Source organism: Actinomyces sp. AC-20-1, from assembly GCF_023369555.1.
Lineage (GTDB): Bacteria > Actinomycetota > Actinomycetes > Actinomycetales > Actinomycetaceae > Actinomyces.
In genome coordinates this window covers 155082-170356 of the sequence record NZ_JACJVC010000003.1, presented here as the reverse complement: position 1 = coordinate 170356, position 15275 = coordinate 155082, and the positions used below count along the sequence as shown (strand labels likewise).

The 15275-nt window shown below is 69.8% G+C and carries 12 protein-coding genes and 1 pseudogene; 9 read left to right on the top strand and 4 right to left on the bottom strand.

Annotation, left to right across the window (positions count from 1 at the left end; translation table 11 throughout):
- The first annotated feature begins 18 nt into the window (after positions 1 to 18).
- From H6X67_RS03290 to H6X67_RS03280, 3 genes are all read left to right on the top strand, one after another.
- Positions 19 to 840 (top strand): hypothetical protein, encoded by an 822-nt coding sequence (locus tag H6X67_RS03290; protein ID WP_249367502.1) that lies wholly within the window; start codon positions 19 to 21, stop codon positions 838 to 840.
- Between the two features lie 61 nt (positions 841 to 901).
- On the top strand, positions 902 to 2896 hold the full coding sequence (locus tag H6X67_RS03285) for a beta-galactosidase (RefSeq protein ID WP_249367503.1): 1995 nt from the start codon (positions 902 to 904) through the stop codon (positions 2894 to 2896).
- 35 nt (positions 2897 to 2931) lie between these two features.
- Positions 2932 to 4992, top strand: coding sequence for a hypothetical protein (locus H6X67_RS03280; RefSeq protein WP_249367504.1), 2061 nt, complete (start codon positions 2932 to 2934; stop codon positions 4990 to 4992).
- A gap of 67 nt (positions 4993 to 5059) precedes the next feature.
- Here H6X67_RS03280 and H6X67_RS03275 read toward each other — a convergent pair whose 3' ends face one another.
- Complete coding sequence (locus H6X67_RS03275) at positions 5060 to 6064, bottom strand: acetylxylan esterase (RefSeq protein WP_249367505.1); 1005 nt, start codon at positions 6062 to 6064, stop codon at positions 5060 to 5062.
- Positions 6065 to 6282: 218 nt separating this feature from the next.
- Here H6X67_RS03275 and H6X67_RS03270 point away from each other — a divergent pair, with 218 nt between their 5' ends.
- From H6X67_RS03270 to H6X67_RS03260, 3 genes are read left to right on the top strand one after another with little or no spacing between them, the layout of a single operon-like run.
- The gene (locus H6X67_RS03270) at positions 6283 to 7608 is read left to right on the top strand and encodes an extracellular solute-binding protein (RefSeq protein WP_249367506.1); all 1326 of its coding nucleotides are present in this window, start codon (positions 6283 to 6285) and stop codon (positions 7606 to 7608) included.
- The gene (locus H6X67_RS03265) at positions 7605 to 8513 is read left to right on the top strand and encodes a carbohydrate ABC transporter permease (RefSeq protein ID WP_249367507.1); all 909 of its coding nucleotides are present in this window, start codon (positions 7605 to 7607) and stop codon (positions 8511 to 8513) included. Before H6X67_RS03270 ends, H6X67_RS03265 begins: the two co-directional genes overlap by 4 nt.
- Positions 8513 to 9346: a carbohydrate ABC transporter permease gene (locus tag H6X67_RS03260; protein ID WP_249367508.1), complete on the top strand. Its 834-nt coding sequence runs from the start codon at positions 8513 to 8515 to the stop codon at positions 9344 to 9346. Before H6X67_RS03265 ends, H6X67_RS03260 begins: the two co-directional genes overlap by 1 nt.
- A gap of 68 nt (positions 9347 to 9414) precedes the next feature.
- On the opposite strand, the gene H6X67_RS03255 is transcribed toward H6X67_RS03260, so the two are convergent.
- The 3 genes and pseudogenes from H6X67_RS03255 to H6X67_RS03245 all read right to left on the bottom strand — a co-directional run bounded on the left by H6X67_RS03255 (position 9415) and on the right by H6X67_RS03245 (position 11573).
- Positions 9415 to 10269 carry a substrate-binding domain-containing protein gene (locus H6X67_RS03255; RefSeq protein ID WP_311765826.1) on the bottom strand — a complete coding sequence of 285 codons (855 nt, stop codon included), beginning with the start codon at positions 10267 to 10269 and terminating at the stop codon, positions 9415 to 9417.
- A gap of 47 nt (positions 10270 to 10316) precedes the next feature.
- Positions 10317 to 10469 (bottom strand): annotated as a pseudogene (locus H6X67_RS11780) (LacI family DNA-binding transcriptional regulator); the annotation flags it as partial.
- A gap of 81 nt (positions 10470 to 10550) precedes the next feature.
- The gene (locus H6X67_RS03245) at positions 10551 to 11573 is read right to left on the bottom strand and encodes a LacI family DNA-binding transcriptional regulator (protein WP_249367510.1); all 1023 of its coding nucleotides are present in this window, start codon (positions 11571 to 11573) and stop codon (positions 10551 to 10553) included.
- 335 nt (positions 11574 to 11908) lie between these two features.
- Here H6X67_RS03245 and H6X67_RS03240 point away from each other — a divergent pair, with 335 nt between their 5' ends.
- The 3 genes from H6X67_RS03240 (at position 11909) to H6X67_RS03230 (ending at position 15259) form a co-directional block, all read left to right on the top strand.
- Positions 11909 to 13198, top strand: a complete 1290-nt coding sequence (locus H6X67_RS03240; RefSeq protein WP_249367511.1) for an ABC transporter substrate-binding protein — start codon at positions 11909 to 11911, stop codon at positions 13196 to 13198.
- A 211-nt stretch (positions 13199 to 13409) separates the two neighbouring features.
- A complete protein-coding gene (locus tag H6X67_RS11775) occupies positions 13410 to 14384 on the top strand; it encodes a carbohydrate ABC transporter permease (protein ID WP_249369966.1) in 975 nt (324 codons plus the stop codon).
- Positions 14381 to 15259 (top strand): carbohydrate ABC transporter permease, encoded by an 879-nt coding sequence (locus H6X67_RS03230; RefSeq protein ID WP_249369968.1) that lies wholly within the window; start codon positions 14381 to 14383, stop codon positions 15257 to 15259. The genes H6X67_RS11775 and H6X67_RS03230 overlap by 4 nt, the downstream gene beginning before the upstream one ends.
- The last annotated feature ends 16 nt before the right edge of the window (positions 15260 to 15275 follow it).

The following is a 15275-nucleotide window of genomic DNA, read 5'->3' as shown; positions in this document are numbered from 1 at the left end:
GGGCAGAGAGGGATGGGCGTGACACCACCGCAGACACAGCAGCCCCACGGCGCCGGGCACCCGGACAGTGCCGACGCACCTGCGCGACCCGAGGCTGAGGACTCCGACCTCGCCTGGCCGCAGGAGCCTGCCGGCACGCAAGCCGGTGCCCGACGCTCCGGGCCCAGGGCCGAGGGCATCGAGAACAGCATCATCTACCGTTGGTCCTGCCTCGTGTACCAGGCGGCCGCCCTGGTCCTCGCCGTGGTGCCGCTCCTGGCCCCCGCCGAGCTCGCCCTCCTCTTCCTCGACGGCGCCAGCGCCTGGTCCCTCGTCCTCATCGCCCTGTCCACCACGCTCGCCTTCACCACCCTGCCGGCGCTCGTCTACGCCGTCACCCGGCCGGGTTGGATGGACGAGCCCGCCGCCCTGCGCCGTGCGAGGGCGCTGTGGCGGGGCTGGGCCGGCTCGGTGGTCCAGTTCGGCCCACTGGCCTTCCTCGCCGTCGCCCTCGTCATGGGACTGACGATGAGCGCCGACGGCGTCGTAGGAGGGTGGCGCCTGGCACTCATCTCCGCCCTCGCCGTCGTCCTGCTCCTGCTCGCCCGCGCCGGCACCATCTGCGCCCTGTTCTCCTTCGGCACCCAGGACCTCGTCGTCCTCAGCGCCGTCATGAGCCTGCGCGACCCCTCCGGGACGCTGTTCCTGTCCGCGCTGGGGGCTGCGGGGCTCTACGTCCTGCTCACCTGGCCCGCGATGCTCATGCTCGCCTGGGTGCCCCTGTGCCTGCTCACCGCCCCAGCCACGCGTCGCGCCCGCGAGATCCTCACCGACCAGTTCACCGCGCCCGCCGGGTCCTGATCCTCCAACGCCGCGCCCGAAGCCACTCCCTGCCGACCACTGCACCCCAGGAGACCAGCCCATGATCCTGCCCGACCGCGTCCTCCACGGAGGCGACTACAACCCGGAGCAGTGGGACTACCTCACCATCGACACCGACCTTGACGCCTTCGAGGCCGCGGACGTCAACACCCTCACCCTCAACGTGTTCGGCTGGTCCGCGCTCCAGCCCCGCCCGGACACCTTCACCTTCGAGCGCCTGGACGCGGTCCTCGACCGCGTCCACGAACGCGGGCTCGGGGTCATCCTCGGCACCGCCACCCCCGCCCTGCCACCGTGGCTCGTCAAGGCCGAGCCGACGACGATGCGCGTCGACTTCCAGGGCCTGCGCCACGGTTACGGCCAACGGCACAACTTCTGCCCGACCTCGACGGTCTACCGCTCCGCCTCGCAGCGCCTGGCCCGTGTCGTCGCCGAGCGCTACCACGAGCACCCGGCGCTGCTGGCCTGGCACATCGGCAACGAGTACGGCGGCGTGTGCTACTGCGAGGACTGCGTGGCCGGGTTCCGCCAATGGCTCCTGGGCACGCACGGCTCACTCGAGCAGCTCAACCACGACTGGTGCACCCAGGTCTGGTCGCACATCCTCACCGACGTCGACGAGATCCCGGCCCCCAACGGCCTCACCGAGCACTGGGGAGGCCCCTACCGCTCCGGGTTCCCCATCATCACCCTCGAGTACAAGCGCTACATGACCGAGCAGTTCTCCGCCTGCCTCGAGGGAGAGATCACGCAGGTGCGCCGTGTCGATGGCGGCGCCCACCCGGTCACCACGAATCTCATGGGCGCTTACGAGCACCTGGACTACTACCGCTTCGCGCGTGAGCTCGACGTCGTGTCCTGGGACAACTACCCGCGCACCGAGCGCGCCTGGCCGGAGATGGCCTTCCAGCACGCCCTCATGCGCGCGGTCGCCCCTGGCAAGCCCCTGTGGCTCATGGAGCAGGCCCCGGTCTCCACCACGTGCCGAACCGTCAACCCTTCCAAGGGGCCCGGAGTCATGGGCCGCTGGAGCCACCAGGCTGTCGCCCAAGGATCTGACGCTGTCCTGTGCTTCCAGATGCGCACCGCTCCCGGCGGCTCCGAGATGTGGTTCGGCGGTGTCCTCGACCACCGAGGCCGCACCGACACCCGCACCTACCACGAGACCCAGGTCCTGGGCGCAGACCTCGCTCGCCTGGGGGACCTCGTCGGCAGCCGCGTCGACGCCCGCGCCGCCGTCGTCATGGACTGGGACTCCTGGTGGTACAGCAAGGTCGTGGACGGCCACAGCGACCACCTCACCGTCCCCACAGAGGCCCAGGAGTGGCACGAGGCCCTGGCGCGCCACGTCGGCGGCGTCGACGTCACCGACGGGCGCAGCGACCTGTCCGGCTACGACCTCGTCGTCGCCGCGGGCCTGTACATGGCGCACGACGACGTCATCGACGCCCTGGGCGACTATGTCGCCCAAGGCGGTACGCTCGTCGTCGGCCCGAGGGGATTCGCCACCGCCTCAACCGGCCGTGTCCTCATCGACGAGCGGGTCGACGAGCTGCTCGGCTGCGAGGTTGAGGAGACCGACGCCCGGGAGCCGCACGTCGCCCTCACTCTCACCCTGCCCGACGGAAGCACCGATGAGGCCCGCCACACCTTCGAGATCCTGCGGCCCACGGGCGCCGAGGTCGTTGGCACATGGACCTCTGACTGGCTCGCCGGCACGCCCGCGGTCACCCGCCACGCCTTCGGCCGTGGCACCGTCGTGCGCCTGGGCGCCAGTCTCACCCAGGCCGGTCGCCACCGCCTGCTCTCCTCGCTCGTCGCGCCCTCCGCCGGCCACCCTCTTGCCGGCGAGCTCGAGCACACCAGCCGCACGGGTGAGCGCGGCACCTGGGACATCCTCCTCAACCACGGCACCACGGACCTTCTCTGGTCGGCCCCCGCCGCCCTGACGGACGTCCTCAGCGGCGAGCACCTGCCCGCAGGGGCGAGTGTCCTCGTCGCCGCAGGAGCCGTGCGTTACCTCAGACGCGTCTGAGGCCGCGCCCCCTCCCCTCGAGACCTGGAGCAGTCATGAGCACCGCCCCCTTCGCCACGAGCTCACCCCTGTGGCTCGAGCCCTCCACCAAGCCGTGGCTCGGCACCTACCAACCCCTCGCCGCCGGAGACGACCCTCTTGTCCTCCAGGCCGTCGATGACTGGAGACGCGTCGCCGCCAGCGCGCCTGCTGCTGCCGGCACCCCGACCGGCCGGCGCCTCCTGGCCGTCATGACCGCTTCTGAGGCCGCGACCGCCAACGACGTCGCCACCCTCGTCCCCGAGGACCTCGTCCTCCTCGCCCGCACGGCGCTCGAGGACCACCGCCCGGGCGCTGAGGGCTATGTCCTCGTGCGCACCGCGACCGGGGACATGGCCGTGGTCGGTGCCGACGGCGCCGGTGCGATGTACGGCCTGCTGCGGCTGCTCGTCGTCGGGCCCGATGCCCTGCTGGGAGCCGACGCGGCCGCCTCCACCTCCCCGGACCTGAGCCTGCGGATGCTCAACCACTGGGACAACATGGTCCGCCACCCCGTCATGGGCACCGTCGAGCGCGGCTACGCCGGCGACTCGATCTTCTGGGAGGCCGGTGAGCTCACTGAGGACACCGGAAGGATCGACGACTACGGGCTCCTGCTCGCCTCGCTCGGCATCAACGCCGTCAGCGTCAACAACGTCAACGTCCACGCCCACGAGGCCACGCTCCTCACCGAGCGCCTGCACCACGTCGCCCGCATCGCCGACATCCTCAGACCCCACCACGTCACCGTCTTCCTGAGCGTCAGCTTCGCCTCACCGATGCTGCTCGGCGGGCTTGGCACCTGCGACCCGCTGGACCCGGACGTCCAAGCCTGGTGGGCGCAGGCCGTCGAGCGCCTCTACCAGGCGGTGCCGGACCTGGGAGGGCTCGTCGTCAAGGCCGACTCCGAGGGGCAGCCCGGGCCCTTCGCCTACGGCCGCGACCACGCCGACGGCGCCAACCTCCTCGCTCAGGTCCTCGCGCCCCACGACGGCGTGCTCATGTGGCGCTGCTTCGTCTACAACCACCGTCAGGACTGGCGCGACCGCACCCTTGACCGGGCCCGTGCCGCCTACGACCACTTCATGCCCCTTGACGGACGCTTCGCCGGTAACGTCATCCTCCAGGTCAAGAACGGTCCCATCGACTTCCAGGTCCGCGAGCCGGTCTCCCCGCTCCTGCTGGGGCTGCGGGACACCCGTGTCGCCCTCGAGCTGCAGGTCACCCAGGAGTACACGGGACACGCGTGGGACACGTACTTTCTGCCCACCGCCTGGAGAGAAGTCCTTGACCTCGACGTCGCCGGGGACCACGGCACCCGCCTGCACGAGGACCTCGTGCGCCGAGCCGCTGCCCTCGTCGCCGTCGCCAACGTGGGCCGTGAGCCGAGCTGGACCGGCAACACCTTCTCCCAGGCCAACCTCTACGGCTACGGGCGCCTCACCTGGGACCTGGACGCCGACAGCGAGACCCTCGCCCGGGAGTGGGCGGCTGCCTCCTTCGCGGGGGACGATACCCTGACCGCCGGGCTCAGCGAGATCCTCATGGCCTCACGCGGTGCCTATGAGGACTACACCTCGCCGCTCGGCGTCGGCTTCATGGTCACCCCCGGAGGCCACTACGGGCCCAGCATCGATGGCTACGAGTACTCGCCCTGGGGTACCTACCACTTCGCGGACCGTGACGGGGTGGGTGTGGACCGCACACCGACGGGCTCGGGCTACACCGAGCAGTACCCGCCGGCGCTCGCCGAGCGCTACCGAAGTCTTGAGACCTGCCCCGAGCGCCTGCTTCTGTTCTTCCACCACCTGCCGTACACCCAGGTGCTGCCCGAGTCCGGCACCACCCTCATCCAGCGGATCTACGACACCCACTTCGACGGCGTGGAGCAGGTGCGTGCCATGCGTCGCCGCTGGCAGAGTGTGCGCGATCAGGTGCCGCTCGCCGTGCGCGAGGACATCGACCGGCGCTGGGAGGCCCAGGAGCGCAACGCCACCGAGTGGCGGGACCAGGTGTGCACCTACTTCCTGCGCCACAGCGGTGTCGCCGATGAGCGCGGCCGTGAGGTATACGCCTGAGTGAGCCGGGACCCGAGCGCGCCAGTGTCCGGGGCCGGCTCTCAGTGAAGGGTCTTCGGCGGTGGGCTCAGCGCCCCAGGAGAGCGTCGAGCCAGGCGACCTTCTCCCGCCACTGGTAGGACTCGCCGCCCTCGTGCCCGTTGAAGGGGTAGACGCGTACCTGCGGCAGGTCGGGGCGCTCGCCGTCGGGCGCCATCTCCCCCCACTTGTTGCGGGCCGTGAACACCGTCGACGGCGGGCAGACCATGTCCATGAGCGCGGTGGAGAACAGGGCGGGCACGCGGGCGCGGCGGGCGAGGGCGGCGACGTCGAAGTAGGACAGCGTGCGCAGGACCTGGTCGACGGCGTCGCGGTGCACGGACAGGTAGGTGACGATGTCCGCGTAGGGCGGCTCGGCGGTCATGCCGACGGCGCGGGGGATGTTGGCGAGGAAGGGCACGTCCGGCATGGCGGCGACGGCCGGGGCGCCCAGCGCGACGGCCGCGATGGCGAGCGCGCCTCCCTGCGAGCCGCCGGTGACGGCGATGCGGCTGGCGTCGACCCGGGGCAGCGCGGCGGCGGACACGACGGCGTGGTGGGCGTCGACGAACAGGCGCCGGTACAGGTAGTGCTCCGGGTCCTCGATGCCGTGCGTGGCGAAGCCCGCGGTGGCGGGGCCGTGCCCGTGGGGGTCGGGCGTGTCGCCGCCGGAGCCCCAGTGGGAGCCCTGGCCGCGGGTGTCGACGACGAGGTGCGCGTAGCCGGCGCTGGCCCAGGTGAGGTGGTCGTGGGGCAGGCCGCGTCCGCCGCCCATGCCAAGGTACTCGACGACGGTGGGCAGCGGGGCGTCGTCGGTGCCGGTGGCGGGGAGGATGAGCCACGCGCGCACCGGGTCGCCGGCGTAGCCGGTGAAGGTGACGTCGTGCACCGTCACCGTGCACAGGGGGGTGTCCACCGCCGCGGTGGTGACGGAGCCGGGGTCGGCGGGGCTCTCGTCCAGGGTGCGGGCCCAGAAGGCGTCGAGGTCCGTGGGCTCGGGGACCTCGGGGTTGAAGACCTCGAGCTGGTCGGGGGACAGGTCGAAACGGGGCACGGGGGAGTCCTTGTTGTCTCGCGCGAGTAAGTGAAGGCTGTGCCGGGACGCAGGCTGTGACCTCACTCTGGTCGTTTTGTTGTACGGGGCTGTCAAATGCCTGCGGGCGCACCGCCTTCATGAGTAGCATCTTGTGATCGGCTCAGCAATGACGCTGAGGCTGTTTCGACACGGTCGTCGACACCCGGGCAGGGCCCGGCACAAGAAGAGAGGTTCCCATGTCTTCGCACGCTTCCCGCATCATGCTCACCCGCCGCCACGCCATCGGCGGTCTGCTGGCCACCGGCCTGGCCGCCACCCTCGCCGCCTGCGGCGGCGGGACCCGTCCCGGTGGTGGCGCCTCCGCCGACGGTGCCACCGTCTGGTTCCTCACCGGCGGCTCCGAGATGACGATGCGCGACTCCTTCGACCGCTGGAACGAGGCCCACGCCGACCAGCAGATCACCTACGAGGTCTTCGCCAACGACGCCTACAAGGAGAAGATCCGTACCGCCGTCGGCTCCGGCAACGCCCCCACCCTGCTCTACAGCTGGGCCGGAGGGACACTGGTCGACTACGTGAGCAACGACCAGGTCATCGACCTCACCGACCTCACGGCCGCCGCGCAGGAGCGCCTCATCCCCTCCCTGCTCGAGATCGGCAAGGTGGACGGCAAGGTCTACGCCCTGCCGAACAACAACACCCAGCCGGTGCTCATCTACTACAACAAGGAGGTCTTCGCCGCCGCAGGCGCCGAGCCCCCGACCACCTGGGACGAGCTCATGGCCCTCATCCCCGTCTTCACGGCCGCGGGCTACATCCCCTTCGCCGAGGCCGGCGCCTCCCAGTGGCCCTACCTCATGTGGATCCAGTACCTCACGGACCGCATCGGCGGCCCGGAGGTCTTCAACCGCGTGCTCGCCGGTGAGGCGGGCGCCTGGTCCGACCCCGCCTTCACCGAGGCCCTGACCAAGATCCAGGACATGGTCAGGGCCGGGGGCCTTGGCGACACCTACGGCAGTGTGGACGCGGACTCGAACGCCGACCTCGCCCTGGTCCACACGGGCAAGGCCGCCATGGTGCTGCAGGGCTCCTGGGTCTACTCCAACTTCCTCGCGGACGCCCCGGACATGGTCGCCTCCGGCAACCTCGGCTACACCACCTTCCCGACCGTGGCGGGTGGCAAGGGGGACCCGTCCAACGTCACGGGCAACCCGGCCAACTACTGGTCCGTGACCAGCTCGGCCAGTGAGGAGGCGCGCCAGGCCGCCATCGCCTATCTCAACGAGGAGATGCTGACCGACGCCTATGTCGCCAAGTGCGTCGAGCAGGGCCTCATCCCGGGCGCGCTCAACGCCGAGGAGGCCATCAAGGGATCCGAGTTCGAGGACTACCTCACCTTCGGCTACAACCTGGCCAAGAACGCCGGGCACTTCCAGATGTCCTGGGACCAGGCGCTGCCCTCCGCCCAGGCGCAGGAGCTGCTCACCAACCTGTCCCAGATCTTCCTTCTGTCCCAGACGCCGCAGGAGTTCGTCGAGAAGATGAACGCGACCCTGGCATGAGCACCACCGTCCCCGCCAAGGAGGGCAAGAGGCTGCGCACGGGCCCCAGCCCCTGGATCGCGGCACCGGCGCTGCTCTTCTTCGGCGTGTTCGCCCTCGTCCCCCTCATCGGGGTCTTCGTCCTGTCCTTCATGAGCTGGGACGGCCTCGGGGCCCTGCGCTTCACCGGGCTGGACAACTGGAGGACGATGCTGGGCAACGACGTCACCCAGCACGGAATCCTGCTCACGCTCGGAATGACCCTCCTGTGCTGGCTCATCCAGACGCCGATCTCGCTCCTGCTCGGAGTGTTCATGGCGGGCAAGGAGAGGTACCGCAACGTCCTGTCCGTCCTGTACTTCCTGCCGCTGCTGTTCTCGGCGACGGCGGTCGGCATCGCCTTCAACGCGCTGCTGGACCCGAACTTCGGGATGTCGCGGGCCTTCGGCCTCGACCTGCTCTCACAGGACTTCCTCGGCAACCCGACACTGGCCTACTACACGGTGATGTTCGTCATCGCGTGGTGCTTCGTGCCCTTCCACTCGCTGCTCTACCAGGGCGCTGCGCGCCAGATCCCCGTCTCCATCAACGAGGCCGCCATGATCGACGGCGCCAACCGGTGGCAGACCTTCTGGCACATCACCCTGCCGCAGCTGCGCAACACCATCGTCACCTCCTCGACGCTCATGATCGTCGGGTCGCTGACCTACTTCGACCTCATCTTCGTCATGACCGCCGGGGGCCCGGGCAACGCCACCCGTGTGCTCGCCCTCGACATGTACCTCACCGGGTTCCGCTCCTACAACATGGGCGGCGCCGCCGTGCTCGGCGTGCTGCTCGTGGTGGTGGGGCTGACGATCTCCTACCTGCTCAACAAGCTCTCAGGCTCCTCCAAGATGGAGTCGACGATGGAGGGGGCGAACTGATGCTCAAGAAACAGGGCGGGCAGCGCCCCAACGTCCTCGGCGGCCTCCTCGGCTGGCTGTGGCTCCTGGTCGCGATCATCCCGATCTACTACATCATCGTCACGTCGCTGCGCTCGCAGGCGGACTACTACGTCGAGAACCCGCTCGCGCTGCCCAGCAACCCGACACTGCGCGCCTACATCACGGTCTTCGAGAACGACTTCTGGATGTACTTCGCGAACTCGGTCCTCGTGACGGTCGCGACCGTCGCAGCGGTCCTGGTCATCGCCTTCATGGCCTCGTACGTCATCGTCCGCAGCCGCACGCGGTTCTCGGACCGGATCTTCTCGATGTTCCTGCTGGGCATCGCGATCCCGATCCAGGCGACGATCGTGCCGGTCTACTACCTCATCGTCCAGATGGGTCTGTACGACTCCCTCTGGGCGATCATCCTGCCCTCCATCGCCTTCGCCATCCCGATCTCGGTGCTCATCCTCACGAACTTCCTGCGTGACGTCCCCAAGGAGCTCTTCGAGTCGATGAAGGTCGACGGCGCGACGGACTGGCAGATGATGTGGCGCCTGGCCGCCCCGCTGTGCAAGCCGGCCCTCGTCACCGTGGGCATCTACGACGCCCTCAACGTGTGGAACGGGTTCCTCTTCCCCCTCATCCTCACGCAGAGCGCCAACAAGCGCGTGCTGCCGCTGTCACTGTGGAACTTCCAGGGCTCCTTCAGCTCCGACACCCCGGCCATCCTCGCCGCCGTCGTGCTCAGCGCCCTGCCCCTCATCGTCGCCTACACCTTCGGGCGCAGGCAGATGGTCGCAGGCCTGACGGCCGGAGTGGGCAAGTGACCTGACGGGCCCCGGGCCCGGAACGACGTGGAGGGCGGTGCCACCAGCGGCACCGCCCTCCACGCGTGCTAGGCCGCGGCCGGCGGCGCGGTCGAGTCGCGCTCGATGAGCGTGGTCTCGATGCGCATGGGGACGGCGGTGACCAGAGGGCGGCCGGAGCGGTGCTCGACGATCGTCCTCACGGCCTCGGCGCCCATGCGTGCCAGCGGCTGACGCACGGTGGTGAGCCTGGGGGAGGCCCAGGAGGCGATCGCGGAGTCGTCGAAGCCGACGACGCTCACGTCCTCGGGCACGCGCAGCCCCGCGCGGCGAGCCGCCTCGTACACGCCCATGGCGCAGACGTCCGATCCAGCGAGAACAGCCGTGGGGCGCTGCCCGGGCGGCAGGGAGAACCACCGGACGGCACCGGCGAAGCCGGTCTCGTAGACGTAGGCGCCGGTGTGGACCAGGCGCTTGCCCAGCGTGATCCCGTGGGCGCGCATCGCCGTCAGGATCCCCCTCAGCCGCTCCTGCGCGGGCACGGAGGTGGGGACGCCATTGATGACGGCGATGCGCTCGTGGCCGAGGTTGACCAGGTGCTCGGTGGCCTGGACGCCGCCGTTCCAGTTCGTCGCCCCGATGGAGACGGTCCCCTCGTGGACGGGGCCGAGGGGGTCGATGACGACGATCGGGATGCCCTCGTGGCGGGCGGCGGCCACCTGGGCGGCCGACAGCTCGACCGTCGCGACGACGCAGCCGATGCACCCGCGTGAGCGCATCTGGGTGAACCAGGACGGGCTCAGCGGCGCGAGGTCGGTGCCCTCGTCCTCCCTCTGGCGGCGGCTGACGGCGATGGAGGTACCGGTGCCCATGGCGGCGGTGGTGGCGCCGTTGATGATCTCGAGGCCGTAGACGGAGCGCAGGTCCGCCAGGACGAGGGCGATGGTCTGCAGGGGAGCGGGCCGGTGCGCGGTGGCTTGGTGTAGCCGAGGGCAGTGGCTGCGGCGAGCACACGGGCGCGGGTGGAGGCGGAGACGTCGTCACGGTTGTTGAGGGCCTTGGAGGCGGCGGCCTTGGAGACACCCGCCTGGGCCGCGACGTCGGCCAGCGTGACAGCGCGCTGCGGCTGGCTGGGCTCGCTCATGGGTCCTCCGCGGTCTCTCCGGCGCCCTTCTGGGATCGTAGGTAAGTCAACGAGCAATCTCGATGCGTTTCGAAATCGCCGTCATGCGGTGCGCGGCGGCGCTGCCGAGGCCCGCTCGACCAGGTAGGTGGGGATCTGCACGGAGCCGATCGTCCGGGCCGATCCCGCCGCGAGGTCGTGGACCGCCTCCACCGCCCGGGCGCCCATGGTCTCGAGGGCCTGGTGGATGGTGGTGAGCGGGGGTGCGGCGCACTCGGCGAGGAAGGTGTCGTCGTAGCCGACGACGGACAGGTCCTCGGGCACCGACAGCCCTGCGCGCCGGGCCGCCTCGTACACACCCATGGCGACGACGTCGCACACGGCCATGATCGCCGTCGGACGCTGCGCCGGCGGCAGCGCGAGCATCGCCGAGGCGGCCTCGAGGCCGGAGGCGTAGGTGTAGCCGTCACCGCCGATGAGGCGCTCGTCGATGCCGAGGCCCGCCTCCAGCACCGCCGAGCGGTAGCCCATCTCGCGCTCGCGGGCCGGCAGGGAGCTGGCCGGCCCCGCGGCGAAGCCGATGCGCCGGTGCCCCAGGGCGATGAGGTGGCCGGTGGCGCGCATGCCGCCGTTCCAGTTCGCGGAGGAGATCGTCGGGACGTCGCTGTCCTCCTCCTGCAGGGGGTCCAGGGCGATGACGGGCAGGCTCGCGGCACGGATGACCCGGTGCTGGTCCGGGCTGAGCTCGCGGGTGACGGTGATGAGCCCGAGGTGGCCCGCCTCGACCACGCGCTGGACCCAGGTGGCGGAGCGCGACTCCTCGTGGTCGGGGAAGATGCGGACGTCGACGACCGTGCCGTGGTCGTGGGCGGCGCTGAGCACCCCGGCGAGGACCCGGTTGACGTAGTAGCTCTCCAGGGTGTCGAGCGCGACGGTGAGCACCCGGGTACGGCCGGAGGGTGAGAGGGGCAGCACGTAGCCGAGGGAGCGGGCCGCCTCCAGGACGCGCTGACGGGTGAGCTCGGCGACGTCCTCGCGTCCGTTGAGCGCCTTGGAGACGGTGGCTCGCGAGACCTCGGCGGCCTCGGCGATCTGGTCGAGTGTGATGCGTCGGCGCGGGGCCATGGGGTCCTCCTGGGGTCGGAGCGCGATCAGGCTGTGCGGGACGGGCAGGGCCTCCCGTGCGCTGCGCCTGTCGTCGGCCCCAAGGCTAACGGAGTTTCGGACATGTGGGGTCTGAGCCCTTCCATCGGGGTGGAAGTGACGTCGTGCCGTGGGTCTGACCGATACGTTCATGTTCGCGGCAAAGGGGGCGGAAACTGAGGTATGGCGCGGATTTCGACTGGGATTTCGAAGATCTTGACCCCATTTGCTCTCTGGATATACTAAACGTCACGAGCGTAGAACTGAAACATTTTCGATTGCCCCGATCGAACGGTTCCGCTTGGGAGGTTTCAACGATGAGACGACAGAACTACCGTCGCACCCTTGCGGCTGCCGCCATGGTCACCGCCTCGCTCGCCCTGGGCGCCTGCGGGGGCGCTGCGGGCGGCGGCGACGACAACACCCTCACCGTCTGGCACAACGCCACCACCGGTGACGGCGCCGCCTACTGGCAGCAGATGGCCGACGACTTCATGGCCAGCCACGAGGGGGTGACCATCGAGGTCCAGGCCATCCAGAACGAGGACCTCGACGGCAAGCTCCAGACCGCGCAGAACGCCGGGGAGGGCCCCGACGTCTTCCTCGCCCGCGGAGGAGGCAAGCTCGCGGACATGGTCGAGGCCGGCTTCGTCCTCGACATCTCCGACAAGCTCGACGAGAACGTCAGCTCCAGCGTCCCCGAGGGCGCCTTCGCCGCCTACACCATCGACGACGGCGTCTACGCCATGCCCACCTCCTTCCAGCCGGGAGGCATCTTCTACTCCCAGGACCTGTTCGACGCCGCCGGCATCACCGAGGCGCCCACGACCATGGACGAGCTCGGCACCGCCGTCGAGGCCCTCAAGGGCACCGGTGTCGCCCCCATCGCCCTCGGCGGCAAGGACGCCTGGCCGGCCGCCCACTGGTACTACTTCTTCGCCCTGCGCGAGTGCTCCCACGAGACCCTGACGACGGGCCTGTCCACCTACGACTTCAGCGACCAGTGCTGGCTCGACGCCGGTCAGGACCTCGCGGACCTCGCCGCCTCCAAGCCCTTCAACGACGGCTTCCTCACCACCTCGGCCCAGCAGGGCGCCGGCTCCTCCGCGGGACTGCTCGCCAACCACCAGGCCGCCATGGAGCTCATGGGCACCTGGAACGTCGGCGTCGTCGGCTCCCTGACCCCTGACGAGGAGCCCCTGCCCGACCTGCGCTGGTTCACCTTCCCCGAGGTCGAGGGCGGCAAGGGCGACCCGAGCGCGCTCATGGGCGGCGTCGACGGCTACGCCTGCTCCTCCACCGCTCCGGAGTCGCTGTGCGTCGAGTTCCTCAACTTCATCATGAGCGAGGAGAACCAGGAGGCCTACGCCGACGCCTTCGACACCATCCCTGTCAACATGAACGCCCAGGACGTCGTCACCGACGAGGCCCTGCTGCCGCAGATCGAGGCGAACAACCGCGCCGCCTACACCCAGGTCTGGCTCGACACCAGCCTCGGCTCCAACATCGGCAACGCCCTCAACGTCGCCGTCGTCGACCTCCTCGCAGGCCAGGGCGACGCCCAAGGCATCATCGACGCGATGACCTCGGCGGCCGCCAAGGAGTGACCCTCCCGGCGGCACGCCCCGCCCGTCCCGTCCGCCTCCCGGGGGAGGAGACCTCCCCCGGGAGCGGCGGCCCGCGAGCCGGCACTGAGCCGGCACCGCGACACCGCGAGCCTTCCCCCACGGCCCGCGGGGCGCCCGCCCCCTGCCCTCCCACGTCCCACCCGTCGCGGCCCACCGGTCAGCGGCGACGGCACCCACCGAACGAGGCCACATGTCCACCACCACCACCACAGCCGCCGTCGGCCGCACCGACCCGGCCCCCAGGCGCAGGTCGCCCCGCGCGCTGTCATGGCGCGACCGCCTCGAGGTCACAGCGCTGTCCGCCCCCGCCGTCGTCCTCTTCCTCACCTTCGTCATCTCGCCGGTCCTCATGGCCGCCTACTACGGCTTCTTCAAGTGGAAGGGCTTCGGCGTCCCCACCAACTTCGTCGGCCTCGACAACTACGTGACGATCCTGACCGACCCCGAGTTCCTGTCCGTCCTCGGGCACAACGCCGTCATCGTCGTCGGGTCGCTCGCCCTGCAGGGCCCCTTCGCGCTCGTCCTCGCCCTCCTGCTCAACCGCAAGATGAAGGGCCAGTCGCTCATCCGCGTCCTCATCTTCATCCCCTACGTCATCAGCGAGGTCATCGCCGGAACCGCCTGGGGGCTCATCCTCCAGACCAACGGCGCGCTCAACGGCCTGCTCGGCAAGATCGGCCTGGCCGGCCTGCAGAACGACTGGATCTCCAACCCGAGGACGGGCCTGGCGGTCCTCCTGTTCATCCTCACCTGGAAGTACGCCGGCTTCGCCGTCATCATCTTCCTCGCCGGCATGCAGGGCATCCCCGACGAGCTCACCGAGGCCGCCAAGGTCGACGGCGCCTCCTACTGGCAGATCCAGCGCAAGATCACCCTGCCGCTGCTGGGCCCCACCATGCGCATGTGGGGATTCCTGTCGATCATCGGCTCGCTGCAGCTCTTCGACCTCGTCTACATCATCTGGGGCCAGTACATCGCCTCCACGGCCGGCACCTCCACCATGGCGACCTACATGGTCGTCAACGGACGCGGGTCCTCGAACTACGGGTACGGCAACGCCGTCGCCGTCGTCCTGTTCGTCATCTCCCTCATCATCGCCCTGTCCTACCAGCGCTTCGTCCTCCGCCGTGACACCGAGGGCGCCCTCACCGGGAGCAGCTCATGACCGCCACCACCGCCGCACCCACCATGCCCGTCCCCGCGACGCACCGCAGGAGGCAGGCACTGCCCTGGGGCCCCTGGCCCGTCTACCTCTTCGCCGCCCTCGTCGTCGTCGCCCTGCTCATGCCGGTCGCCTTCGTCCTGCTGGGAGGCTTCCGCAACAACTCCCAGCTGACGACCGACCCCGCTGGGCTGCCGAACCCGTGGATCCTCGACAACTACCTCACGGTCATGTCCTCCTCCGGGTTCTGGCAGCAGATCCTCAACTCCACGATCGTCGCCTCCATCGGCACGGTCTGCACCGTCACCTTCGGCCTCATGGTCAGCTTCGTCATCGCCCGCTACCCGTTCGCCGGCGGCAACTGGCTGTACTCGCTGTTCGCGGCGGGGCTCATGTTCCCCATGACCGTGGCCATCACACCCCTGTACATCCTCATCCGCAACCTGGGGATGATGAACTCCCTCGCCGGCATCATCATCCCCGGCATCGCCTTCGCCCTGCCGCAGACCGTCATCATCCTCGTGCCCTTCCTGCGGGCGATCCCCAAGGAGATCGAGGAGGCCGCCCAGATCGACGGCGCCGGCCGCATGCGCTTCTTCTGGAGGATCGTCGTGCCCCTGGCGACCCCCGGTGTCGTCACCACCGGCATCCTCACCTTCGTGGGGTCGTGGAACTCCTACATGGTTCCGCTGTTCATCCTCACCGACCCGTCGAAGTACACCCTCCCGCTGGGGGTGCAGGCCTTCGCCTCCGAGCACTCGGTCAACACCGCGCAGGTGCTCGCCTTCACGTCACTGTCGATGATCCCCGCGCTCATCGTCTTCAGCCTCTTCGAGCGCCGCATCGTCGGAGGCCTCACGGGCGCGGTCAAGGGCTGAGCCCCTGCCCGCCCGG

Coding starts and splice junctions, on each gene's coding strand:
- H6X67_RS03285 (WP_249367503.1), top strand. CDS start 902: ATGATCCTGCCCGACCGCGTCCTCCACGGAGGCGACTACAACCCGGAG.
- H6X67_RS03280 (WP_249367504.1), top strand. CDS start 2,932: ATGAGCACCGCCCCCTTCGCCACGAGCTCACCCCTGTGGCTCGAGCCC.
- H6X67_RS03270 (WP_249367506.1), top strand. CDS start 6,283: ATGTCTTCGCACGCTTCCCGCATCATGCTCACCCGCCGCCACGCCATC.
- H6X67_RS03265 (WP_249367507.1), top strand. CDS start 7,605: ATGAGCACCACCGTCCCCGCCAAGGAGGGCAAGAGGCTGCGCACGGGC.
- H6X67_RS03260 (WP_249367508.1), top strand. CDS start 8,513: ATGCTCAAGAAACAGGGCGGGCAGCGCCCCAACGTCCTCGGCGGCCTC.
- H6X67_RS03245 (WP_249367510.1), bottom strand. CDS start 11,573: ATGGCCCCGCGCCGACGCATCACACTCGACCAGATCGCCGAGGCCGCC.
- H6X67_RS03240 (WP_249367511.1), top strand. CDS start 11,909: ATGAGACGACAGAACTACCGTCGCACCCTTGCGGCTGCCGCCATGGTC.
- H6X67_RS11775 (WP_249369966.1), top strand. CDS start 13,410: ATGTCCACCACCACCACCACAGCCGCCGTCGGCCGCACCGACCCGGCC.
- H6X67_RS03230 (WP_249369968.1), top strand. CDS start 14,381: ATGACCGCCACCACCGCCGCACCCACCATGCCCGTCCCCGCGACGCAC.